Origin of the sequence: Paenibacillus baekrokdamisoli, assembly GCF_003945345.1 — a bacterium.
Classification (GTDB): domain Bacteria; phylum Bacillota; class Bacilli; order Paenibacillales; family Paenibacillaceae; genus Paenibacillus_Z; species Paenibacillus_Z baekrokdamisoli.
Genome location: NZ_AP019308.1, coordinates 1,582,471 through 1,605,068 on the forward strand (window position 1 = coordinate 1,582,471; position 22,598 = coordinate 1,605,068).

Genomic DNA, 22,598 nt, shown 5'->3' on the forward strand with positions numbered 1-22,598 from the left:
CTTAAGGGAAAAGGAAGGGATGACCTTTTGAATACTTCTTATTGGTTAACGAATGTAAGATTAGAGCAGGGTTATGTCATGGAAGATGGACAAGTGGCTGGCACGGATACGAAGCTTTGTCATATTCGAATTGAGGGTACTGCTATAGCTGAGGTTATTGAGACGAAAGAAGTGCCTCAGAGTAATCTTCCTCAATACGACTGTAAAGAGCTATTGATGCTGCCTTCTTTTGAGGAAGCGCATATTCATTTGGATAAAACGTATTTTAATGGACCGTGGAAAGCGGTAAAGCGTGTATCAAGCATTTTCGAACGGATTGAGGAAGAGAAGATATTGCTGCCTAAGCTCCTGCCAATGGCGCAGCAGCAAGCGGAGAGTATCTTGACACTTATTCAAGCATTTGGCGCTACACATGTCCGCAGCCATTGCAATATCGAACCTGTCAGCGGGCTGCGCCGATTAGAGGCAACCAAGCAAGCCCTTGACAATTTCTCGGGTAAAATATCATCTGAGATTGTTGCTTTTCCGCAGCATGGACTGCTTCGATCGGATTCCGTCCAACTCGTAAAACAATCATTGGCAGAGGGGGCATCCCATGTAGGCGGAGTTGATCCGCATACGGTGGATGGGGATGTCGAGAAGTCGCTGCAGATCATGGTAGAGCTGGCGGTTATGAATGATGCTGGCATAGATATTCACTTGCATGATGGAGGCGAAGCTGGCAAGCAAACGATCATGCGTCTAGCTGATCTGACAGAAGAAGCTGGATTGCAAGGGAAAGTTACAGTCAGCCATGCTTTTTGGTTTGCAGGTGCCGAGCCGCAAGAGGCGGAGGAAGTAGCGAAGAGAATGGCATCGCTTCGCATGGCCATCGCCTCGACTGTGCCAATTGGAAGATCAACGATGCCGCTTCCGATGCTGGATGAGCAAGGTGTAAAAGTGAAATTGGCAACAGATAGCCTAACAGATCACTGGTCTCCTTTCGGAAATGGAGATCAATTGGAGAAGGCTGGACGGTTCGCAGAATTGTATGGATGTTCGGATGAATTGTCTTTGTCACAATCACTTGGATTCATTACAGGCGGGATAACACCACTTAATCAGCAAGGGGAGCAGGTATGGCCTAAGGCTGGAGATACCGCAAACTTTGTAATGCTGCCTGCAAGCTGCTCAGCGGAAGCGGTAGCACGAAGAACAGGGCGTCAAGCGGTATGGTTCGAGGGGCGACTTGTAAGCGGTTCGCTATAAGCTTCCGATACAATCATGCTGACTACTTAGGAGTCGCTGAAGCAGCGGGTAAATAAGCGATAAAGAAAACAGGGGTAGGCCGAATGGAAGTCATTCAGCCTACCCTTTTTTGTAGGGAACTCTCTACTAATTCATAGGGTAAGTTTGCTCACAATAGTGGATATTGGCAGGGCAGGGATTTGGTATAAGGGGCAGTTAGCAGGATCAATAGGGACTCGTGATTTAGTATTAACTTCTGGGAGCCCATAGCATAATGGAAACTCCCACAACACAAACAGCTGCTCCAATCCAATCGTACAGATCGGGTGTTTTTTTATCAACGAACCAACCCCATAACACTGCGAGAACTACAAATACACCTCCATAGGCTGCATAGACTCGTCCAAACGATGGGAAGCTTTGCAGCGTTGGTATGATGCCATACAAAATAAGATTATCGCATGAAGAGAAAACAGTCGACAATGAAACATAAATAGATGCATGCACGTCTAGAGATCGTTATGAATTTGAATAAATGTAAAAATATGACGGGAATGAGTGTGATGTAATGAAGAAAGTAACGGTCTCGATGGCGTTAAGTGCAGCTTTGCTGTTTACGTCCATTTCAGGAACAACGACTGCCGTCCATGCGGCAGCATCTAAGCAAGAGACAGCTATGCTAAGGACCAGCTTGGTAGACAAACAAACGGGTCTAAGATTCTTTGAATGGTATCCTAATCGTGAGTCTTACGATTCCGCTTATGTCGTCGTAAAGGATAAAGAAGGGCATTGGTCTCGGTTAAATAAAAATTATGGGATGCCATACGGTATGGTGTACGATGCCGGTGACGGTGTCCAAGAGTCTGAGTATCGAATAACATTGCATGATACACCAGATTGGTATTTATGGCTGGGGGGGGCCTAGTTATTATTATAATCTTAAGGACAAAATCGTCTATCGAGGCATGTCGTACTACTTGTCCCCGGATCGCCAGTATGGCTATACGATCGTTAATTCGCCGGATAAGGGCAACTGGCAGGGGTACAGTCTTCTTGTGAAGGAGACTAGCACTGGCGAGATCCGTGAGTTGATTCGTTCCAACAGCCGTTGGGAAGGGCTCTATTGGCTTGATAGCAAGCGCTTGATCATGTGCAAGTACAACTCAACGGCCAAGCAGAACGAACTACTGCTTTTGGATGCGGCTGCAGGCAGCGTGAAGCATATCGCATATGGTTCCTTGAAGGGCTTTGACCCAGCGCATCGAGAGGTGCTGTTTGTTTACAACGAACCAGCAAGGACGCCATATATCATGGAAACGGCAACCGGGAAGATAAGAAAAGCGGTGGAACAAGAGCTGAAACGTTTCGAGAGGCAGTATACATCTTATGGAGAAAGGGTTCCGACTAACCTTGATGCGAGCGTACTGGAGGAGTGGAACCCGCAAATTGTAATTCGGTATGAGCATGAACTTCAGGTAGGGGATACAAAGGTTCCACTTCCCTTCACCGTGAAACGTGGTGGCACGCTTTACATTCCCGTTCAACCGCTGCTTGGCGGACTAGGGTTGCAGCTCGGCGAGAAGCGAGGAACAGCTGCAAAGTATAACTTTCCATTGCTTTCCAAAGACGGACTAGCCCGCACCGAGCTCACGCCGAATAACAGTATCGTACTGGCGGGGCGGCTATTTACGACGAGTGGAGTGCTGCAATCGTTAGGGTATCCGAATGTCCGTGTTGTTGCTGCGCAAACAAAGCAGATTTCCCCGGCATAATCATATTGGACGCTTATTCGATTGAAGATAGGTGCGGATATACAACGGCTCACGAGGAATATTGAAAATAGTCTGATTCGGGTCCGCGCAAAAAGTTTAAACGATTGCTTGAGCTTGAGGCACATTTCGTTACTTCTAGTACTCCAAAGAAAGGATGGAGCGACTCTACGGATTAAACATCCATTGCTCCTGTCGTGCATCTGCCATGCTGCTGCAAACTTATATTCCACAAACCCCATTATCAGGTTTTGTTGATCTTTTCTGGTATCTCGAAGGTTATAATCCGTCTCATTCGAAGGAGCTCACGTTACCTGATGGTTCAATTGAGCTCGTGATTAACCTGCGTGAAGATAAGATTAAGCTATATGATCGAGAAAATAAGGACCAATTACGGACGTATGGAAGCTCTGTCATTTGCGGGCCGCATACGGATTTTTTCATCATTGATACTTCTGTAGAGACCACGGTTATGGGCATACATTTCAAGCCAGGAGGTATTTATCCATTTCTTAAAATGCCAGTGAATGAACTACATAATATTCATGTATCCTTGGATACTCTGTGGGGAGCAAAAGCCGATGAGCTGCGTGAGATGCTGCTTCTCTCAAAAACGGTAGATGATAAGTTTCGAACACTTGAAGAAAGTCTTATAAAGCTGGCCTCCCGACCTCTGATATTACATCCGGCAGTAAGCTTCGTACTTAACGAATTTCTGAGTTTGCCGTTTAAAAGACCTCTCTCAGATGTGGTCGGACAAATCGGTTTAAGCCAAAGGAGATTTATCCAGCTATTCAAAGAAGAAGTAGGGTTGAGTCCTAAGCTCTTCTCTCGTCTGCGCCGCTTTCAGGAGGTATTGAAAAGAATAGACCACGCTAAGAGCGTCAATTGGTTGGATGTAGCTATTGCTTGCGGTTATTATGATCAGATGCATTTTATAAAAGATTTTCAGGCTTTCTCCAGTCTCAACCCTACTGATTATTTCTCAAGGCAAGGCAGGCATCATAATCATATTGCGATCCACGATTAAAGCCTTATTCAATTGCAGACTATGTAAGTATCGGACCTGAATTATTAAATAAAGGGTCAATTTTTTACTATAAGATTGTTTGGAGGATGGTTATACTATTTATATGAGGCGGGAACAGTCAGCTTGATCGCATCTAGCGATACTACATATGGCTCATCTTATTCGGGAAAGAGAGAGGTGGATTTATATGGATAAAGCAAGCCCGTTTCTATGGATCAAGAATACTGCGGAGGCGATTGAGTTTTATAAAAAAGCTTTCGATGCCGTAGAGATATACCGCTTGACGGAGCCCGGAGGCAAAGTAGCTCATGCTGAAATTACAATCGGCGGAGCCAAAATATCAATTGCCGGTGAATATCCCGAATACGGCATTCTGGGGCCGGAAACGATTGGCAATACAACGGTTGGTATCCATCTGCAGGTCGACGATGCGGATAAGCTGTTCCATCAGGCGATTGCGGCTGGTGCAATAATCGTTAATCCAATGACGGATCAATTCTACGGTGACCGAGCGGGAAGTGTGAAGGATCCCTTTGGACATTATTGGATGATCTCAACTACTATTGAAGTCGTGAATCCGGAGGAAATGCAGAAGCGATTCCTCGCCATGTTTGTGAGTTAACTTATTCTACGATGATCGCATGCCGTTGATAGAAGCAGCTGTCCGAGGATAGAAATGCGCCCATAATTTTTTCAGGAAAAAGCTTGAGAAATCAGGCTTTTTTTTATAGAGAAAGTTTGATATTATAATCTCTCAATTAAAGTTGTGCTTGTATAGATTATTATTGTTGCAGGAGGAGCAGACGAGTTGGTTCCTTCCTTTGAGAATGCGGCTCTTCTAGAAAAGAAAAGACTCGCTGACCTTCTTAAGTGTATGTTCAATTGTTGGCTTGGTGAGGTATAATTTGGAATATTCCCTCGAAAAAATACAAATAAACGGCATACGTTTGAAACCCCCTATGGAGCCTTTCATGTGAAGTCGACGCCATTCCATGAATTTCCAAGATTTAGTAGGATTAGAAAATTAAAAACCAAACCAGTATGAACAGAGGTAAAAGGGATGAAACAGAAAAAAACGCTTTGGATATTAATCGTGTCACAAATCATTTATTCCTTGTTTATATTCGTATGGCTGTTTATTGCCGGAATGTCCGTTATGGGTTTCGATAGTCCTCAGGCAGCGACAGACCCTACGACCTGGCTCATTTTTTCTTATATTTTACTTTACCCGGTGGGACTTCTCATCGCACTAATTGCGGGATGGGTTTGTTATTCCCGGCGGAAGTATAAGGCTGCGCTGATCTGGAACGGCATACCGTTAATCTGGATCTTGCCCATGCTCGGCTTAATAGCATACGTGATATTTTCATGAGTTAAAAATTCGGATTATAAGACTCTCTTACTCGGCGGCGCTGCATCTTTAAGGAGATCTAGTTGACACTTATTTTACCAATATGTTACAATCCATTCGTACTGACTAGTCAGTTTCTCCATTAATAACGAAAGGCGGATATTCGTTGAGCAAAGAGAAAATTATTCATGCATCGGTTGAAGTATTTTCGGAAAATGGGTACCATCGGGCAAGCATGGATGAAATCGCCCTGAGAGCAAATGTCGCTAAGGGAACGCTTTACTATCACTTTCCCAGTAAGGCCCAATTGTTCAAAACGCTTGTTATGGAGGGCTTTCAGGATATTATTGATCGCGTTCGTACTGATCTTACAGCCAATCTAACCTTAGAAGAACATATTAAAAGGATCATTAGGCATAATCTCGATCTGTTTTTGGAATCCAGCGGTTTAGCACATATCGTGTTTAATGAATTATCCAATGGTATCGATCAGGAAGTGCTGGAAGAACTGAAAAAACTGCGGATTGATTATATTCATTTTCTTGCTGAAGTCTTAGAAGAAGGAAAACAAGAAGGCGTGCTTCGTGATGTTAACTGTAATTTAGCCGCGGCGGGGATTGTTGGGATGCTCGAAGGCGCAAGTAATTATTTTATAAACAACAGAAATGAATTATCTCGTGATCATATGGAACGATTCTTTTATACGATCATTACGTCAGGTCTGTTAGTGACTACCGGTGAGTAAATTCACCTTTTTTTATGGAGTTTATGTACTGACTAGTCAGTTTAAAAATAAAAAGAAGCGATGGTGAAAAGTATGAATTGGGGAACGCCTAACGAACTGATACCTTTGTCTTATTTTAAACAAATGCGTGCTACTTACCCGGTGTCGTTAAAAGAGGAGAACGGGGCATGGGATGTTTTCAAATACGAAGATGTTAAAGCGATTTTTACTAATCATGAAGATTTTTCTTCGCAAGGTACAGAATCGATGAACGATCCCATTGATACGAGCATTCTAAGACAGGACCCGCCCAAGCATCGGCAATTGCGAATGCTCGTTTCTAAAGCATTTAGTCCTCGGATGATCGAAGGACTGGCACCAAAGATTAAGTCGATAGCGCTTGAATTATGTGACCAGGTGGAAGCCAGTGGAAAGATGGATGGACTCCATGATTTTGCTAGTCCTCTACCGATTATCGTCATCGCCGAAATGCTAGGCGTTCCTCCGGAAGATCGCGGGCGTTTCAAACAATGGTCGGATGCGTTGGTCGGGAACGACTCCGAGCGATATTATCAATGCCAGCAAGAGATGAGCGTCTATTTTACCGAAATTGCGGATAAGCGACGACGTGAACCGCAGGATGATCTCATAAGTAATCTCGTCTTAGCAAAGGTAGATGGGGAACAATTAAGTGATCTGGAAGTAATCGGTTTTTGCATTCTATTGCTTGTAGCAGGAAATGAGACCACAACCAATTTGATTTCCTCGGCAATGCTCTGCATCGATAGTAATGCGGATGCAAGAGCGCAGCTTATCACGGACCGTTCCTTGATTCCACAGGCGCTAGAGGAGGTTCTTCGTTATTGTTCACCTGTTCAAACGATGATTCGAACGGTAAAAAAGACCACGGTTCTACGCGGTCAAACACTTACTCCTGGACAAATGGTCAACATCTGGATCGGCTCGGCGAACCATGACGAAGAGATTTTTGAGAATCCGGAAATTTTCGATATCCGCAGGAATCCTAATCCTCATCTTGCTTTTGGCCACGGTATTCACTTCTGTCTGGGAGCGCAGTTAGCTCGGTTGGAAAGTAAAATTACAATTGAAACGCTGCTTGAGCGGTTCCCGAATTTCCGTCGTGATCGTTCTCATGGCTTGGAGCGGATTGAGAGTTGGATCATATTCGGTGTAAAAGACTTGCCTATTATTTTGAGGTAATGGCAGACCCATAAGAATCCGCGCCCTGCGCGGATTTTTCATTTTAAAAAATAAGAAAGTATAAGTTTTCTCCATACTTTGCTTATTTTTCAGAGGGAAGAAACTTACTTCGCCGCCAAGGACGGCGTTAGCCGTTTCTTCTTGTGGACACAGTTCTAGCCCAAGGGAATTTAAAAATCAGGACCTTGGGTTCCTAAATATGGTAATATAGTTTGAGGCTTGATGCCCGGAGAATCGTTTAATGAGCAAATTCAACTTCATGGAGGATGCTAGATGTCGAATAAAATTGAGTACGGAATGTATACCATGTGTTTGGTTCAATCCGAGAACAAAGTATTGCTGATTAACCGTCCCACTAGCCAAGGTTTTCCAGGGTATCTCGGTCCAGGAGGAAAGGTTGATTTTCCAGAGAGTATGGCTGAAGGAGCTATGAGAGAGCTTTGGGAGGAAACCGGACTTATCGTAAAACCAGAGGATCTAGTCTTTAAAGGAATAGATGAATATGTTGTTCCAAAAACAAATTATAGGTACATGGTATTTAATTATCTTGCTCAAAAATTTGAGGGCGAATTGTTATCCAATCCTCCAGAAGGAGAGCTTCTTTGGGTAGATATTAATGAAGCACTAGAGCTGCCCATGCAGCCTTGGTATAAACGAAGGTTTCCCTTATTCTTTGAGCCTGGAACATTTGAAATTTCAGTTGTTTGGGATGAAGATAATCATATTGCAATCGAGGATAAGCTTAGAAGATTGGGTTAAGCTGTTCAACTATCTGGTAACAAGAGAAGAAGTTGACCTAGATACGCCAATACTAAGAGATAGTCCCTTCCAATCTAGCAATGCTAGATTAAACAGATATTAGGAAGAGATTACAGAAAATTAAAGCCTGAGGGTATCTAGAAATCTTACTAATTTTGGAGGTAACGATGCTTTATATCATTGGAGGAGCATCAAGAAGTGGGAAAACAACATCAGCAAAAAGAATTTTAAAAGAATCGGAAATACCCTATTTATCTCTAGATTATTTAATGATGGGAATTGCGAATGGAATACCAGAATTCGGGGTTTATCCAACTGAGGGTGACTTCATAACTGGACAAAAGTTGTGGAAAGTAGTTAATCCTTTAATGACAGCTATGGTTGAGAATGAAATAGATTACACCGTAGAAGGAGTACAATTAATACCAAGTTATGTATCTCAATTCGAACAGAGGTATTCAGGGAAAGTTAAACCATGTTTTATTGGCTTGGCAGAATTAAATGTTAAGCATAGTGTAGAAGAAATGAAATTTCATTCTAGTAAAACAGAAAATGACGGTTTGAAAGACCTTAATTATGCTGAAATTGTAACGGTATTAGAGCGGATAAAAACAGACAGCATAAGAATAAGAGAGGAATGTGAGAAATGTAATCTTAAATACTTTGAGAGCTCTTTTAATTTTAATAAAACTATACACTCAATTGTAACTTATTTAATGAATCAATGATTTGAGTCACATCGAGGAATGCGAGGGGAGAAGCTTCCAGGTAAGACTGATCCAAAAATTGATTGCCGATTGTTTTATAAGAATGCCACTTATTAATCATTCCAACAGATCGGATTTCTGAAGTAGTCTAGAGTCTGTACGATTATACATGGAATTAAGACCGCCATCCATGGAATACCTCGTTGAATTCACCTACACTTAGCTTACAAAGTAACGAACCAAATGGTTTTTCCAAGCAGAGGAGTGTATGTGAAGATGATGGTTAAGGTAGGTAATCGAGAATTGGAGATGGGTGGACCGCATTTAACGGAGCTGAGAAGCTCGAATGAAATCTTACACGATGTGCAAGCACTTCGCGAGCGGATGGAGGAAGACGGATTCTTGCTGATTCGCGGATTTCATGATCGGCAGAAGGTTCTGCATGCCCGAACAAGTATTTTAGAAAAAATGGATCGGATGGGAAAGCTGGATCGTGACACTTTGCTTGAAGAAGGCGTCATGGCTGACGGCAGTAGGAGTATTTTCATGGGCGGTACGAATGAGGACTTGCCAGCTTTGCTTAATGTGTTAAACGGGGAATATATCATGCTTTTTTTTGACGAATTTCTTGGCGAACAGTCGTTAACGTATCATTATAAATGGCTTCGTGCGGTTGGTAAGGGAGATTTCACCGGGGCTCACTATGACATCGTCTATATGGGAAGAGGGACGCATAACGTCTATACCGTTTGGTCGCCGCTAGGAGACGTCTCGTATGAAATGGGCGGACTTGCTATTTGTCTGGGATCGCATCGTTTCGAGGAATTGAAAAAGTCTTATGGCTCGAAAGATTCAGATCGGGATGGAATTGGCCACTATACCGATGATCCACTTGTCATTACGGAAAAGTTTGGTGGGACGTGGGCGACAACAACGTTTGAAGCTGGAGATGTTCTCATTTTCGGCATGTATTTACTTCACTGTTCGCTCGAGAATACCACGAATCACTATCGGATTAGCGTAGACGCGAGATACCAGTCGGTAAACGAGAAGGTGGACGAGAGATGGAGCGGCAAAAAACCGAGCGGTCATTTTAAGTAATAGAAGAGAAGGGGCACTCAAAGACAGCCGCCTTGAGTGCCCCTTTTTTCTTGGAAGGACTTTAAGCGTATTCCTGCAAACAAAGATTGCCGTAACTAGCTGGTTTAGAAGAAAATAGCTGAAGTGGTTATTTGGAATCTTTCTGACCACGAAATGCACTTGGAGACTGACCGTAGTTTCTTTTAAACAGCTTAGAAAAGTGAAATTCGTCATAAAAATGCAGGGCGGATGCGATTTCTTTAACCGACAAGTTTGTCGTTTCGAGCGATGCTTTCGCCGACTCCAGCTTCAGCTTTAACATATAATTACTTGGAGACATCCCGGTTGTGGAACGAAAACGGGCAAAGAAGGTGGTGCGGGACAAGCCGCTTTGCTGCACAAGTTCTTCGATTCGGAAAGGCTTGTCAATATTTTTGTGCATATAGAAAAGTATCTTGTCCAATTCAGTATGACGGGTTGTTTCTGAAACCGATTGTTCCCTTGCGAAGAGCAGTAATACCTCATGAAGTAGTAGATTGGCAGAATAGGCGTAGCCGACCGGTTGTACAATCAGATTGTCGATTAATCGCTCGCATAGTTGTGTGGCCTCCGTCATTTTCCCCGTTAATACGACCTCACAGATCGGAAGATTGAGAAAGTGGGTCATTTCAAGACTGCTAAAGTCGAGAAAATAAAACTTCCAGTTATCCATTTGACATCTGTAAGAACACGGGATAGCTTCCCGAACGAAAAAAAACGTACCTGGCAGTAATTCATATCGTTCTGTTGATTGAGAGAAGGCTCCTATTCCTTCATAAATGATGAATAGGCCAGGTGTAAGAAATCCCTCTCCTTTGTTAACCTGATAAGCATCGTTAGCTTGCACTTTCCAAATGGACAAAAATTTACAAAGGGGAACAGCTGCTTGTACCTCTAATCTATAGGGGATATCCATGTAAGACATGACTCCCACTCCCTTAGTGATGTAATTTGTACTAATATACATCAATTTCATGAAATATTACATCAAATTAATTGTTTTACGAGACAAATCCAAGTGCTTACGAGTGGCACCACGGAAGATAAACTGACAGAGCAGGAAATCAATGAGCTAAAACAGTTATTGATGACAACAAGAATGTAGATAACAATCGAAAGAAGACAAATTAAATGTCCTGTCTTGATAATTTCTTCTGTTCAATTGTCCAATAGGTATCCGCTTATGCAAAGCTTCCTTGATCAGAATACAGTAACATAGCATCAAGGAGGCGATTGGACAATGCCGGTTAAAAATGGTAAGCAATATATTGAACGGATAAATAAGCACTTGCCCGATGTCAGGATAGCAGGTGAGCAGGTGAAGGGGGCTATATCGGAGCATAAAGCTTTCAAGGGGCTTATGACGACTCAAGCTTCTATGTACGATATGCAGCAGGATGAAAGATGGAAAGCAACAATGTCTTATTCTTCACCGCTGACATGCGATCCGGTTGGACTTTCCTTCATGCAGCCAAAGACGAAGAAGGAGCTTGCTGCTAGAAGAAAGATGATGCAGACCTGGGCATACACGCATCACGGCTTTCTGGGCCGTGCCCCCGATTATATGAACACGGCGATTATGGCCTTCTCCGCAGCAGCGGGACTTCTGGAAGAGGAAACTCCCCAATATGCCTCTAATTTGAGGCGTTACTATGAATACTGCCGGGAAAATGACATCACCCTTTCCCATGTGTTTATCCAACCGAAGGCGGGCAGGCTGTCGACCTTTTTAAAGACATTTGAAGAGCCGGTGGCGGCCCGTGTAATGGAAAAGAATAAGGACGGCATCGTTATCCGTGGAGCTTTTCTGTTAGACACACAAGGGGCAACCTCGGATGAAATTCTTGTATTCCCAGCACCCTTTCCCTCGGTAAGCACTGAGGAAAGTCCTTATACATTCGCATTCGCAGTGCCGAGCAATCTTCCCGGGGTCCGGTTCATTTGCAGAGAAAGCTTTGTCGGCGGCGAATCCGCGTATAATTATCCTCTGAGTTCTCGATTTGAGGAGATGGATACACTGGTCATTTTCGATGACGCGCTTGTCCCATGGGACCGGGTATTCATATGTGGGAATGAAAATCTGGCGTTCCGTTTGATCAACGAAAGCCGTTTTCATACCCATGCCAGCGCACAGATAATGTGCAAAAACATTGCCAAAACGGAGTTTCTTCTGGGAACCATTGAAACGATGATCGAAGCGGCCGGACTGGACAGCCATGACCATATGATTGAGAAGGTGACGGAAGTCATTCTCGCACTGGAAACGCTCAAGGCGCTTCAGCTTGCAGCCGAGAAGGGAGCTTCCCCCGACAGGTGGGGCAGTATGCTTCCCAATCGGAAGCCACTTCTTGCTGCCAATGCTTATTTTCCGAAAATCTATCCTCGTATGATTGAAATCATCCAATTAATTGGTGGCAGCGGCCTGATTATGATCCCGGAAGAAAAGGATTTTGACACCGATATCAGCGGTCAATTGAACCGTTACCTGAAAGGCATAGACTTGGATGCCAAAGCAAATGTGCAGTTATCCAGATTGGCGTGGGAGCTGAGCGTCAGCGCGTTTGGCGGCAGGCAATCAGTCTACGAGCGTTTTTTCTTTGGAAATTCCACCACAGTGAACAACCGTCTATACAATGGATACAAAGGAAGAGAAACCTTTAAGAACCGTGTCAGAGATTTTCTATCTTAATCGCATCGATGCTTCGGCTCTGACGCCGAAGCATCGAGCAATTTGTTCTATTTTCTGTCATAATTCCCTTCTGAAATCGATTGGTTTATGCCTAACCATTCAAGTAAGATAATGGTATAAATAATCCATGATGAGGTGGAAATCAGGTATGACGGAAACACTAATTCGCAAGCCTTTGTGGTTATGGTTTGCCGTGGTGGCGGTAATGATCTTGATGGCAGATACGACCATTGTTCGCATTTCTGCAAGCGGTTCACCAGACGATAGGCTGCTAATCTATGCGGTATTGTTCGATTTCATGCTCGTCATCCCTTTCCTCTATTGGATGCTTGTAGTACGGCGCAAAAGCAAATCCATTTCCGCAATCCTGCCCTTACCAGTGCTCGGTGCACTTACGGCATGGCTCGCTTTACCTGGTGCGCTCCGTCATATGGTATGGAGTACGGCATGGCCCGTAGAGCTACTACTCTTGACGGCAGAAGCTTTGTTCATCGGTTATGAGATCCGACTTCTTATGAGGCTTGTTCGACGATTTTGGGAAGTAAGAGCCAGCGAGCGCGATACCGGGGAAGCGCTTCGCATCACTGTGAAGGGTGGCATGGGGGACGGGATTATGGCCAGTATCCTGCTTCATGATCTCAGCCTGATATACTACCTTTTCTTTTCCTGGAAAAGGAAGAAAATTCCGCCATCCTCAGCAGATCTTGCAGACCGGGAATACTCTTACACTAAACAATCGAACCAAGTGATGTTCGCTGCCATTTTGACGAAAATCATCGTGTTCGAAGGCGTCTTTGTCCACCTATTTGTTCAGCAGTGGTCACATCCTGCGGCTTGGGTACTCAGTGCTGCCGATGTGTGGCTGCTGGCGCTGCTTTGGGCCGACTGCCGGGCATCTGTGCTCAATCCGGTAAGGATCAGAAAAGGTGTGTTGAATCTGCGTTACGGGCTTCGCATTCAGGCGGACATACCGATTTCTCTCATCGCCGATTCTCATAGCACCCGCGAATTCACTCTCGACGCAAAGTCGCGGAAGGGTGCAGCGCTGCCTTTATTCGCGGCCCCGAACGTCCGACTTAGGTTGAGGCAGCCGGTTCTCATTCAAGGTCTGTTATTTCTACCTAGCTGGGTGGATACGATTTATCTGACGCTCGACGATCCAGAACCGTTTGTCCGCAGCATTCATGGAACGCTGGAATAAAACTGGGTTAAGGTTCATGGCGAAGGACAAGAATTTTTTCGAATCAAGTCCGCTTAAATTGCGGGCTTTTTTTAGTTATCAGTTTATGTTCTTACCATTTGGCGATGACAAGAACTTAATCTGACTCCGACGAGTCCAGTAGGCGAATCTGATTTGTTTCGATGTGGCAAATCACTTGCGAACATACATTCTCACTGGTATATTTATAGAAATATATGCATGTGGAGGTTCTGTATGAAGACATTATTTGACGTAGAATTACAATTTTATAAACCTGGAAATTTTGAGTCTCTTAAGTCATTTAACTTACCGGAAGAACAAGAGCAATTTACTGCATTACCAATCGAAAGCTTGGATATAACTCACGAACGGTACCCTATCATAATAGTGAGTAAAAATGAAATAGTGGGCTTTTTTGTTTTGCATTCAAGTGCAAGAGTTAAAGAGTATACTGAAAATCCGCACTCTATGTTGTTAACTGCACTTTCAATAAATCACACTCAACAAGGGAAAGGATTTGCAAAGAAAGGGATGGAACTTTTAAAAGGCTTTGTGAATCAGGAATTTCCTGAGTGTAATGAGATCGTTTTAGCAGTAAATAATAGAAACATCCCTGCACAAAAGCTATATGAAAAGGTCGGCTATAAGGACACTTGTAGAAGAAAGATGGGGGAAATCGGAGAGCAATTGATTTTAAGCTTGTCTGTTTAATGAAGTGCTTTCCTCAGGTGCCATGGGCGTCACCTTATATTAGTTGGAAAGCCACTTGTCCTTACGCCTAGCGGCATCATCGGACATATAAATTGTCATACAACCAAACATCAATTCAATACTTATAAATACTTATGTACATTGAACAATTTATCTAAAATACTTTCAATTACTTAAAATATCGATTATACTCGCTTATGGAAGGAGTGAGTTAAATGTACCAAGAGGAACGGTTATTGAAGATACTAACGTACTTAAATCAACACCGAACGATGAGTGTTAACGATATATGTGTGCATTTTGGGATATCAAGGGATACCGCACGACGAGATATTGTCAGATTAGTACAAGAGGGCGTTGTAATTCGAACGCATGGGGGACTAGCCCTACCTGAACTGAAAAAGGAAATATCCTCCTATCAGGATCGTCTGATTGATGAATCGAATAGTAAGAATCAGATAGGGAAACAGGGTGCCAGGCTGATTCAAGATCAGGAGACCCTATTCTTAGATGTGTCAACGACCGTGCAATTTGTTGCCGAACACATTTCCGCAAAAGAAATAACAGTAGTCACGCACTCGATTGATAACGTAGGGATCCTATCGAATCGAGAAGATCTTCAAATCTATGTTCTCGGCGGCTATTTACATGCTAAACATCGTTTGCTTCATGGCTCTTCTGTTATTGACAAAATTAGTGAAATGCATGCAGATAAAGCATTTATTGGTGCAACAGCTATTCGATCCGACGGAATCTATTATCCATTTGAAGATGACGCTCGCGTAAAGAAGGAAATGGCCCGCAGGTCTGACCAGGTCATCGTTGTAGCCGATCATACGAAGTTCTCAGGCAAGTCCTCATTTAAATTAGACTTTGATTGGGTAGATATTTTAATAACAGATCAAGACATTCCAGATGAAATAAGAGAAGTTCTCGACCAAAAAAACATTACTGTAATTGTATGTCAAGAAAATAGCCAACTTGGGGAGGAAACCAGCAATGAATAAAACAATTTTGCATCATGTACAAGTAATGCTGCAAGACAGGATTGTCCCATCAGCGACTGTGTGGATTTCTGAAGGGAAGATTGAGAAGATAGACACAGGAGATCATCCTGTTCTGAATGATGGGTACAAGTTGGTTGATGGAAGCGGGCATTTGCTAGTACCTGGAATGATTGATGTTCATATCCACGGTGCCAATGGTTTTAATATGATGGATGGCACGGAAGGGAGTATTCAAGAAGTTTCACGCGCTTGTGCTTTAACAGGATGTACGTCATTCCTGGCTACTTCTGTGAGTTCGACGATTGAGGATCTTCTGGAAATGATCCGCAGTGTTAAGCGTGTTATCGGGCACGAAGTAGGGGCCAAAATTGCGGGCATTCACTTAGAAGGACCCTATCTAAATCCGAAGCGCAAAGGGATGCAAAATGAAAAGTACCTGCGGCATCCAGAACTGAATGAAATGAAGGCAATCTTTCAAGAAGCGGGTTCGCTAATAAAGATGGTTACACTCGCTCCGGAATTGCCTGGGGGAATGGATTTAATTTCTTTTTTGAAAGAACAAGAGGTTGTTATCGCGGTTGCTCACTCTGATGCCACTTACGAGGAAGCGAAGGAAGCCTTCGCAGCTGGTGCGAGTCATGTTACGCATTGTTTTAATGGCATGCGTCCGATTCATCATAGGGATCCGGGTCTGATCGTAGCCGCTTTTGAAGAAAATCATGTTAGTCTTCAAGCCATTGTGGATAATGTGCATCTACATCCTGCCATTATACGATTGATGCATCGTTTAAAAGGACCTGAAGGCATGGTGTTAATTACGGATGCTTTACAAGCAATGGGGATGGGTGATGGGAGTTATGTGTTTGGTGGTCATCATGTCACAGTAATAGATGGTATTGCACGGCTCAAGGACGGGACATTAGCATCCAGTACAGTTACGATGAATGAAGCTTTACGCTTAACAGTCGACACAGGTATATCGTTGATAGATGCCGTGCGCATGGCTGCGACGACACCTGCAAATATTCTTAAGCTTGACCATATTGGAACTATCGCAGCTGGACTCGATGCAGATCTAGTGTTGTTAGATGAAAAATTTCAAGTCCAATGGACCATGATTGAGGGTCGAATTCTGTTAGCTCCTGATGATGAAAAATGATGATCAGAGAGTGGACCAGTGCGCTGGGCGAGTGAGTGACGGCGGCAACTTTGTGTTGACATCGCCCTTCGCCGCATTGAGCTGGGCCTGAGTGAGAAAGATACTCTCGGTGAGGTCGGCTCCTCTGAGGTCAGCGTCTCGAAAGTCAGCCCCGATGAGGTCAGCCACTCTCAGGTTAGCTCCTCTGAGATCAGCGGCAATAAGGTAGGCCCCTCTCAAGTTGGCGGCTCTAAGATCAGCTCCTCTGAGGTTGGCCCCAACTAGGTCGGCTCCTCGGCCGTAGGTCTTCTGACGCCCACGATGGTTCTTTTGTTGGCGACTTGCTTCCGCTCGCACGAGTTCGCTGGTCCGTAGGAGCAAAGCGTTGACATCTGCTCGGTGTGCTGCCACGTCCAGTTCCATGAGAGAGTCAGGACTGAGGAGAGTGAGGCGTTCCGTCTCGTCGAGCGCGGATCTGAGCGCATCGTGAATCGATTGGGCCGGCTGTAAAGCCAGCGCTTCAGTCAGATAAAAGAGCAGCTCATGGAGATGCCACATGATCGGAAATACCTCGAACATTTGCTTCGCGGATCCTGGGGCTTGCCGCCAGTCATGCCCGCCGAAGGTGACTTGGGAAACCTTTTGCCCCGCGCCGAAGCAGTCATATACGGTGCAACCTCGAAAGCCCTGCTGCCTGAGGCTTGTGTGAATGCCGCAGCGAAAGTCAGATTGCAGGTTGTGGCAGGGCTGGCCGGCGTCTTTATCGATCGCGAAGTCTGCCGAAGCAGCGAAGGGCAGTGAAGCACAGCACAAGCCGAAGCAGTTCTCGCAATCACCTCGCAGACTGAGGCTGCTTTTATCGGGGATTGGTCCTGAATATTCGTGATTCTCAGACAATGCGTAGCCTCCATCCATAAAAAATGAATTTTTCTTCAATTCTACTATATTATTACTGAATATTTTTCCCGTCAATCCTTCCCGCAACTGTTTGTTGTTCTTCCCGCAACTGTGCCGAGAAACCAATCCCGTGAGAACGGTGATTGGTTTTTTATTGGGATGGATAAACTAAAATGATTCATTCGAAATGTAAGCAGAATGGAGGAACATTCGGAGTGTAACGTCGGCATTCGATACGGAAATCAGCAAAAATGCATAAATAAAATCATGAAGTAAAAAATAAAGAACACTGCTAAGAGGAGGGATTTCGTCTAATGTCGATGTATACTGCATTGCTTCTATTGGCTGGGGCCGTATGCGTTTTTTCACTAATAAGCTCAATTTATTATGTACGCAAGCAAGAAGGTAAGGAGTTGGACAAAAACATCAGTATGTCTACAGTAAGGCATCCAGTTAAAGGGAACCCAGCTATAGTCGCATACTGGATGTTTCCCATCGTTGTAGTTCTTGGCGCGATTCTATTGGCGTTTTTTATGAGATAAGCAGTGAAGGAGATAGTGGCCATGGATAAAAGAAGGTACTATGTCTCAGTTCAAGCCAGATCTGTCATGCATAATCAGGGCGATGCGGCTTATGAGTTGGAGATTAATGCCACAACAGAAGAGGTGGAGAAATTGATGGAGTTGTTCAACGAATGGGAAGAATTCGATGAACAAACATTTTTCCGAGCGCAGATACCAACAATTCCATATCACCACGACAGTGAAAACGATGGATATGACTACTTCTTAAAAGATATTTATAAAGCGATTTATCAAATGGGCACGGACGAAACCAAAAGTCATATTTCCTCGATGAATTTACAAATGGGCTCTGTACATGAATGATAATAACTAGCTGAAGCAGACAACCGGAGAGAAGTCCGCCTAGTTGTCTGCTTCAATTCGTTAATTGATGGATCATTTAGTTCGAGTCAATGTTAGCAAATAATTGTATTTGCTTGCATGTTTCATTTCATCCAAAATAATCCCCATTACAGTATCCCGATATATCCCCGCTGGAAGTCCGAACCATATTTTGCGGTATTTCTCAACTGCAGATAGTTCACCTTGAAGAGCCCGCTGTAATCCTATGTCATAGGACTCTACCCGCTGATATTGTTCATTGCTAATCCCCATGATTTCCTGGCCTGTAATTTCTCGGTAAATTCCTCGAAACATCTGATTATGACCACGTTCATCATCACGTATAGAAGCAATTATTGCAGCTTGCTCGGAGTTGGGGGCAAGCTTGATGAGTTCATCATAGAACAATTCGTCATTGCGTTCTCCTTGAACGGCTTCTTTTATTAAATCTAATGCTTGCTGGTAGGATACTGCCCAAACGGGTTGAAAGGCGGCTCTATTCCAATATGTGTTAACCCAATTCATCTAACAAAACCTCCCTATGCTGTTGTTTCGTCTGAATTAGAATATGTGCACATGACCATTTTGCTATCAAGTGTCCCGAAATATAGGCACTTCATGTATCTCTTATTGGGATATCCGGTTCTCATCTGACGTTAATGAGTCAAGCTTATAATAAGTATATAACTACACCAGAGGTTGATACTATTGAAAATATTAATCGTTGAAGACGACCTTCCGCTGCTTGAAGCGATCAAGGAAATATTCGAAAATGAGTCATTTGACACGACAGGGGCTTCGACTGGAGATGAAGGGTACTTCTTAGCGGAACAAGGAAGCTACGACCTTATTCTCCTTGATGTGATGCTGCCTGGAATGAACGGTCTGGACATCGTAAAGCATTTGCGGACCCATCAAGTTTCAACGCCGATTATAATGCTGACTGCAAAAGACAGCGTCGAGGATTGCGTGAGGGGGCTGGATGCGGGTGCAGACGATTATGTGACGAAACCTTTTGCTGTTACCGTACTGCTTGCTAGAGCAAGAGCCGTATTAAGAAGACGCGGTACTGTTGATCTAGATGGCGAACTGTCTTGCGGGCAAATTCATCTGGTGTCTAACATGAGGGATGCTTACGTCGGCGAAGAACATTTGAGATTAACTCCTAAGGAATATGAGCTGTTGGAATTTTTCCTATGCAACAAAGACCAAATTCTATCTAGAGATCAAATCTTCGAACGGATATGGGGATTTGATTCGGATTCTGCTTCAACTGCGGTTGATGTATACATTCACCATCTGCGCAAGAAGCTTGCGCCGTATGGAGGAGACCTCTACTTAAAGACAATTCGTGGGGTAGGCTATTTATTTAAAGGAGATCCCAATGTTCAGTAAAACCCGGACTCAATTGGTGTTGTTAAATTCCGTAGTACTTGTGTTGATTTTGCTAATATCCGGAATCACCTTGTATTCTCATTTAAGCTACCGGCTATACCATCAAGCTGATGAGGCTGTTGTGAATATTTCAAGAACCATGCTGACAAAATCTATTGATCAAATGCTTCGAGTCGATCATCCGGAGCCAGACCCCGACCGGAGAACCTCCTACTTTTTCTGGGATGAGCAAGGGAATTTAATTAATCAATATCCGAAACAGTCGTTCTCTCTGAATGACGCTTCGCGATTCAAGAATATTATCACCGATGGCTCTTTGCTGAATGTGTCTGCAGGCGGGCGAGAATATCGGGTGTTGGGGTTCCGTAACCCGATGCACGAGACGGATGATTCATCGTCTTTACCCCATGTTTCTTATGTTGTCGTCGTTAGAAGCCTGGATGCTGAGAATAAAATGCTTCAGACGCTTCGCACGGATCTCATATTGGGCAGCGCAGCGGGTGCGCTTGTCTCCATTCTTGCAGGCTTCTACTTAGCAGGCCGTTCCCTTTTGCCGATTCGCAGGTCATGGAACAAACAACAGCAATTCGTTGCGGACGCTTCCCATGAACTGCGTACACCGACATCCGTTATTTTGACCCGTGCCGAGCTTTTGTTTCGGCATCCGCAGCATACGATTGAACAGGAAAGCCAGAACATAGCTGTCATCTTGAAGGAAAGCAAGCGAATGGGGAAGCTGGTCAATGATTTACTGACTCTGGCCCGAACCAATTCCAATCAGCTTCAAATTAATGCTGTTCCGATACCGCTGCACCCTGTTCTTGCAGAGATTACCGAGGAATTCCAACTGCTAGCGGAAACCAAAGCCATTCACATTCATTCGCATTTCCAGCCTTCTTTGATATGGGGGGACGAAAGCCGCCTTCGGCAATTGTTTATCATTTTATTGGATAATGCTCTAAAGTTTACCCCACCTCATGGCTCCATTGAATTTACTTGTAGGAATTTATCGCATTCCATTCAGATAATTGTGAAAGACAGCGGCTGCGGTATTGCTGAAGTCGATCTTCCTCATATTTTTGAGCGATTCTATAAAGGAGATAAGACCCGTTCCCGCACAGAAGGCGGAACAGGTCTGGGACTTTCTATCGCTCAATGGATTGTGCAGGAGCACAAGGGCAGCATTCGCGTCACATCCCAAGTTTCCATTGGAACCGAATTTCAGATTATTTTTCCAAGGAAATAAATATTAGATACTCAAATACATGCAGGCATTTTAAGAAAATTTAAATGTTCCCTCCTTATAATAAAACTATCGATGAAGCATTACATTGGAGGGATTCATATGGCAAAAGTAAACAAAAAGTGGGTCGTCCTTTGTTCCACAGCCATTGGAGCGATATACGCCGCAGGATATTTCACAACCGAAACTCAAGCTTCCATGCTGCAACCCCCACAATACAACCAAGTTAGCATTGCAGCAGGCAGCAGCCAATCTTACAATCAATCCAACAGCCAAACCAATATCCACTCGAGCAAGCAATCCAGTAGCCAATCCAAAAGCCAATCCAATATCCAATCCAAAAGCCAATATAAAAATGGGACTTTTTACGGATCAGGAAGAAATCGGCGGGGATCCATTCAGCTAGCAGTAAGCATTAAGAACGATAAAATAACGGATGTTGAAATTAGTGATTTTGCCATGCATTATTCAGAGGACGACGTAGTTGGGTTGCCTCAAGAAGTGGTACAAAAACAAAGTGCGAAAGTACAGAATGTATCGGGTGCAACGTATAGTACACAAGCCTTTCAAGATGCCGTACAAGATGCGCTTTCCCAGGCACGAAACTCGTAATGGACATCATTATGAAAAAAACGAAATTATTTATGGATACCGTTGTAGATATAAAGGTCGTCACTCGAAAATCTAATGATGATGCGGAATCAGCAATTGATCGGGCTTTTGAGGCATTTCGGAAAGTCGAACATGCCTGCAGTCGTTTCAGCCTGGATAGCGAATTGATGGAGGCATGCCGGCGGATCAAGACTCCGGTACAGATTAGTCCGTTTTTATTCGAGCCTCTGAAGTTTGGTTTGGAGGTGGCGAAATGGACGAATGGCATATTTGATCCTACGGTGGGAAAAGCGATGGAAGATCTCGGATTCAATCAACATTATTTAACGGGGAAACTCATCCAAAGCTCCTCATCTGAGTCGGCTACCTATCGGGATATTATCTTAAATGAACAGGATCGTACGTTGTATTTGCGGAAGCCGCTGGTGATTGATTTAGGAGGCGTAGCTAAGGGATTCGCTATCGATTTGGCCTCACAGGAGTTGAAAGAATTTGAGGGATTTGTTATCAATGCCGGCGGTGATCTCTATGCTGGAGGATTAGATGAAAGTGGAAGCAAGTGGAAAATTGGCATTCAGCATCCTATAAATAAAGAACAAATCATACAAATGATTGAAATTTCTTATGAGGCTGTCTGTACCTCAGGAAGTTACGAGCGTAAGAGTCCAATAAATGCCGACATGCATCATATCATCGACCCAAACTCCAAACAATCACCTACCGAGTGGATCAGCTGCAGCGTCATCGCCCCTTACGCCATGATGGCGGACGCCTTCTCCACGGCCTCCTTCTTATTGGGTGCAGATCGCGGTAGATCTTTAATAGAAGCAATTGATCTCAAGGGAGTCTTGATTACGTCTGATTTACAAATATGTAGAGTAGGAGGGATATAA

At 43.9% G+C, this 22,598-nt stretch carries 25 protein-coding genes and 1 pseudogene; 22 read left to right on the top strand and 4 right to left on the bottom strand.

What is annotated here, in order from left to right:
* Positions 1-27: 27 nt before the first annotated feature.
* Entirely contained in the window at positions 28-1,248 is a 1,221-nt protein-coding gene (locus tag EKN16_RS06930) for an amidohydrolase (protein WP_125654876.1), read from the top strand.
* A gap of 228 nt (positions 1,249-1,476) precedes the next feature.
* On the opposite strand, the pseudogene EKN16_RS06935 reads toward EKN16_RS06930, so the two are convergent.
* Positions 1,477-1,680, bottom strand: a pseudogene (locus EKN16_RS06935) (YnfA family protein); the annotation flags it as partial.
* Positions 1,681-1,795: 115 nt separating this feature from the next.
* Here EKN16_RS06935 and EKN16_RS06940 point away from each other — a divergent pair.
* From EKN16_RS06940 to EKN16_RS06985, 10 genes are all read left to right on the top strand, one after another.
* Positions 1,796-2,152 (top strand): hypothetical protein, encoded by a 357-nt coding sequence (locus EKN16_RS06940; protein ID WP_125654880.1) that lies wholly within the window; start codon positions 1,796-1,798, stop codon positions 2,150-2,152.
* On the top strand, positions 2,112-2,999 hold the full coding sequence (locus EKN16_RS06945) for a hypothetical protein (protein ID WP_125654882.1): 888 nt from the start codon (positions 2,112-2,114) through the stop codon (positions 2,997-2,999). The genes EKN16_RS06940 and EKN16_RS06945 overlap by 41 nt, the downstream gene beginning before the upstream one ends.
* Before the next feature lie 154 nt (positions 3,000-3,153).
* A complete protein-coding gene (locus EKN16_RS06950) occupies positions 3,154-4,026 on the top strand; it encodes a helix-turn-helix domain-containing protein (RefSeq protein ID WP_232016263.1) in 873 nt (290 codons plus the stop codon).
* A gap of 187 nt (positions 4,027-4,213) precedes the next feature.
* Positions 4,214-4,648 (top strand): VOC family protein, encoded by a 435-nt coding sequence (locus tag EKN16_RS06955; RefSeq protein WP_125654884.1) that lies wholly within the window; start codon positions 4,214-4,216, stop codon positions 4,646-4,648.
* 438 nt (positions 4,649-5,086) lie between these two features.
* A complete protein-coding gene (locus tag EKN16_RS06960; RefSeq protein WP_125654886.1) occupies positions 5,087-5,398 on the top strand; it encodes a hypothetical protein in 312 nt (103 codons plus the stop codon).
* A 145-nt stretch (positions 5,399-5,543) separates the two neighbouring features.
* Positions 5,544-6,122, top strand: a complete 579-nt coding sequence (locus tag EKN16_RS06965; RefSeq protein ID WP_125654888.1) for a TetR/AcrR family transcriptional regulator — start codon at positions 5,544-5,546, stop codon at positions 6,120-6,122.
* A 105-nt stretch (positions 6,123-6,227) separates the two neighbouring features.
* The gene (locus tag EKN16_RS06970) at positions 6,228-7,322 is read left to right on the top strand and encodes a cytochrome P450 (protein WP_232016265.1); all 1,095 of its coding nucleotides are present in this window, start codon (positions 6,228-6,230) and stop codon (positions 7,320-7,322) included.
* A 273-nt stretch (positions 7,323-7,595) separates the two neighbouring features.
* Positions 7,596-8,081: an 8-oxo-dGTP diphosphatase gene (locus EKN16_RS06975; protein ID WP_125654892.1), complete on the top strand. Its 486-nt coding sequence runs from the start codon at positions 7,596-7,598 to the stop codon at positions 8,079-8,081.
* Positions 8,082-8,248: 167 nt separating this feature from the next.
* Entirely contained in the window at positions 8,249-8,809 is a 561-nt protein-coding gene (locus EKN16_RS06980) for an adenylate kinase family protein (protein WP_125654894.1), read from the top strand.
* Positions 8,810-9,064: 255 nt separating this feature from the next.
* Positions 9,065-9,889, top strand: coding sequence for a phytanoyl-CoA dioxygenase family protein (locus EKN16_RS06985; RefSeq protein ID WP_125654897.1), 825 nt, complete (start codon positions 9,065-9,067; stop codon positions 9,887-9,889).
* A 127-nt stretch (positions 9,890-10,016) separates the two neighbouring features.
* Here the strand turns inward: EKN16_RS06985 and EKN16_RS06990 are convergent, their stop codons facing one another.
* Positions 10,017-10,832 (bottom strand): AraC family transcriptional regulator, encoded by an 816-nt coding sequence (locus EKN16_RS06990; protein ID WP_164522701.1) that lies wholly within the window; start codon positions 10,830-10,832, stop codon positions 10,017-10,019.
* Between the two features lie 315 nt (positions 10,833-11,147).
* On the opposite strand from EKN16_RS06990, the gene hpaB reads away from it, so the two are divergent.
* The 5 genes from hpaB (at position 11,148) to nagA (ending at position 16,674) form a co-directional block, all read left to right on the top strand.
* Positions 11,148-12,596, top strand: a complete 1,449-nt coding sequence (hpaB, locus tag EKN16_RS06995; RefSeq protein WP_125654901.1) for a 4-hydroxyphenylacetate 3-monooxygenase, oxygenase component — start codon at positions 11,148-11,150, stop codon at positions 12,594-12,596.
* 148 nt (positions 12,597-12,744) lie between these two features.
* Positions 12,745-13,797, top strand: a complete 1,053-nt coding sequence (locus tag EKN16_RS07000; protein WP_125654903.1) for a hypothetical protein — start codon at positions 12,745-12,747, stop codon at positions 13,795-13,797.
* A 234-nt stretch (positions 13,798-14,031) separates the two neighbouring features.
* Positions 14,032-14,508 carry a GNAT family N-acetyltransferase gene (locus EKN16_RS07005; protein ID WP_125654905.1) on the top strand — a complete coding sequence of 159 codons (477 nt, stop codon included), beginning with the start codon at positions 14,032-14,034 and terminating at the stop codon, positions 14,506-14,508.
* Positions 14,509-14,723: 215 nt separating this feature from the next.
* Positions 14,724-15,515 (top strand): DeoR/GlpR family DNA-binding transcription regulator, encoded by a 792-nt coding sequence (locus EKN16_RS07010; RefSeq protein WP_125654907.1) that lies wholly within the window; start codon positions 14,724-14,726, stop codon positions 15,513-15,515.
* Positions 15,508-16,674: an N-acetylglucosamine-6-phosphate deacetylase gene (nagA, locus tag EKN16_RS07015; RefSeq protein WP_125654909.1), complete on the top strand. Its 1,167-nt coding sequence runs from the start codon at positions 15,508-15,510 to the stop codon at positions 16,672-16,674. Before EKN16_RS07010 ends, nagA begins: the two co-directional genes overlap by 8 nt.
* Positions 16,675-16,677: 3 nt before the next feature.
* Here the strand turns inward: nagA and EKN16_RS07020 are convergent, their stop codons facing one another.
* Positions 16,678-17,550 carry a pentapeptide repeat-containing protein gene (locus EKN16_RS07020; protein WP_232016496.1) on the bottom strand — a complete coding sequence of 291 codons (873 nt, stop codon included), beginning with the start codon at positions 17,548-17,550 and terminating at the stop codon, positions 16,678-16,680.
* Between the two features lie 314 nt (positions 17,551-17,864).
* Between EKN16_RS07020 and EKN16_RS07025 the strand changes: the two genes are divergently transcribed.
* Both EKN16_RS07025 and EKN16_RS07030 read left to right on the top strand, forming a co-directional pair.
* Entirely contained in the window at positions 17,865-18,092 is a 228-nt protein-coding gene (locus tag EKN16_RS07025; protein ID WP_125654911.1) for a hypothetical protein, read from the top strand.
* 21 nt (positions 18,093-18,113) lie between these two features.
* Positions 18,114-18,437, top strand: coding sequence for a hypothetical protein (locus EKN16_RS07030; protein WP_125654913.1), 324 nt, complete (start codon positions 18,114-18,116; stop codon positions 18,435-18,437).
* Positions 18,438-18,509: 72 nt separating this feature from the next.
* On the opposite strand, the gene EKN16_RS07035 is transcribed toward EKN16_RS07030, so the two are convergent.
* Positions 18,510-18,980: a ferritin family protein gene (locus tag EKN16_RS07035; protein WP_125654915.1), complete on the bottom strand. Its 471-nt coding sequence runs from the start codon at positions 18,978-18,980 to the stop codon at positions 18,510-18,512.
* Positions 18,981-19,163: 183 nt separating this feature from the next.
* Here EKN16_RS07035 and EKN16_RS07040 point away from each other — a divergent pair, with 183 nt between their 5' ends.
* From EKN16_RS07040 to EKN16_RS07055, 4 genes are all read left to right on the top strand, one after another.
* On the top strand, positions 19,164-19,850 hold the full coding sequence (locus EKN16_RS07040) for a response regulator transcription factor (RefSeq protein WP_125654917.1): 687 nt from the start codon (positions 19,164-19,166) through the stop codon (positions 19,848-19,850).
* Between the two features lie 139 nt (positions 19,851-19,989).
* Positions 19,990-21,096 carry a sensor histidine kinase gene (locus tag EKN16_RS07045; protein WP_232016268.1) on the top strand — a complete coding sequence of 369 codons (1,107 nt, stop codon included), beginning with the start codon at positions 19,990-19,992 and terminating at the stop codon, positions 21,094-21,096.
* 99 nt (positions 21,097-21,195) lie between these two features.
* Positions 21,196-21,705, top strand: coding sequence for an FMN-binding protein (locus tag EKN16_RS07050; RefSeq protein ID WP_125654920.1), 510 nt, complete (start codon positions 21,196-21,198; stop codon positions 21,703-21,705).
* 11 nt (positions 21,706-21,716) lie between these two features.
* Positions 21,717-22,598: an FAD:protein FMN transferase gene (locus tag EKN16_RS07055; RefSeq protein WP_125654922.1), complete on the top strand. Its 882-nt coding sequence runs from the start codon at positions 21,717-21,719 to the stop codon at positions 22,596-22,598.

What these genes read in the sequence shown, in the direction of transcription:
- EKN16_RS07050 (WP_125654920.1), top strand. Translation starts at nt 21,196, where the DNA reads ATGGCAAAAGTAAACAAAAAGTGGGTCGTCCTTTGTTCCACAGCCATT.
- nagA (WP_125654909.1), top strand. Translation starts at nt 15,508, where the DNA reads ATGAATAAAACAATTTTGCATCATGTACAAGTAATGCTGCAAGACAGG.
- EKN16_RS07045 (WP_232016268.1), top strand. Translation starts at nt 19,990, where the DNA reads ATGCTGACAAAATCTATTGATCAAATGCTTCGAGTCGATCATCCGGAG.
- EKN16_RS06980 (WP_125654894.1), top strand. Translation starts at nt 8,249, where the DNA reads ATGCTTTATATCATTGGAGGAGCATCAAGAAGTGGGAAAACAACATCA.
- EKN16_RS07010 (WP_125654907.1), top strand. Translation starts at nt 14,724, where the DNA reads ATGTACCAAGAGGAACGGTTATTGAAGATACTAACGTACTTAAATCAA.
- EKN16_RS06985 (WP_125654897.1), top strand. Translation starts at nt 9,065, where the DNA reads ATGATGGTTAAGGTAGGTAATCGAGAATTGGAGATGGGTGGACCGCAT.
- EKN16_RS06955 (WP_125654884.1), top strand. Translation starts at nt 4,214, where the DNA reads ATGGATAAAGCAAGCCCGTTTCTATGGATCAAGAATACTGCGGAGGCG.
- EKN16_RS06975 (WP_125654892.1), top strand. Translation starts at nt 7,596, where the DNA reads ATGTCGAATAAAATTGAGTACGGAATGTATACCATGTGTTTGGTTCAA.
- EKN16_RS07005 (WP_125654905.1), top strand. Translation starts at nt 14,032, where the DNA reads ATGAAGACATTATTTGACGTAGAATTACAATTTTATAAACCTGGAAAT.
- EKN16_RS06945 (WP_125654882.1), top strand. Translation starts at nt 2,112, where the DNA reads ATGATACACCAGATTGGTATTTATGGCTGGGGGGGGCCTAGTTATTAT.
- EKN16_RS06960 (WP_125654886.1), top strand. Translation starts at nt 5,087, where the DNA reads ATGAAACAGAAAAAAACGCTTTGGATATTAATCGTGTCACAAATCATT.
- hpaB (WP_125654901.1), top strand. Translation starts at nt 11,148, where the DNA reads ATGCCGGTTAAAAATGGTAAGCAATATATTGAACGGATAAATAAGCAC.
- EKN16_RS07000 (WP_125654903.1), top strand. Translation starts at nt 12,745, where the DNA reads ATGACGGAAACACTAATTCGCAAGCCTTTGTGGTTATGGTTTGCCGTG.
- EKN16_RS06950 (WP_232016263.1), top strand. Translation starts at nt 3,154, where the DNA reads ATGGAGCGACTCTACGGATTAAACATCCATTGCTCCTGTCGTGCATCT.
- EKN16_RS07055 (WP_125654922.1), top strand. Translation starts at nt 21,717, where the DNA reads ATGAAAAAAACGAAATTATTTATGGATACCGTTGTAGATATAAAGGTC.
- EKN16_RS07025 (WP_125654911.1), top strand. Translation starts at nt 17,865, where the DNA reads ATGTCGATGTATACTGCATTGCTTCTATTGGCTGGGGCCGTATGCGTT.
- EKN16_RS06940 (WP_125654880.1), top strand. Translation starts at nt 1,796, where the DNA reads ATGAAGAAAGTAACGGTCTCGATGGCGTTAAGTGCAGCTTTGCTGTTT.
- EKN16_RS07035 (WP_125654915.1), bottom strand. Translation starts at nt 18,980, where the DNA reads ATGAATTGGGTTAACACATATTGGAATAGAGCCGCCTTTCAACCCGTT.
- EKN16_RS07030 (WP_125654913.1), top strand. Translation starts at nt 18,114, where the DNA reads ATGGATAAAAGAAGGTACTATGTCTCAGTTCAAGCCAGATCTGTCATG.
- EKN16_RS06990 (WP_164522701.1), bottom strand. Translation starts at nt 10,832, where the DNA reads ATGTCTTACATGGATATCCCCTATAGATTAGAGGTACAAGCAGCTGTT.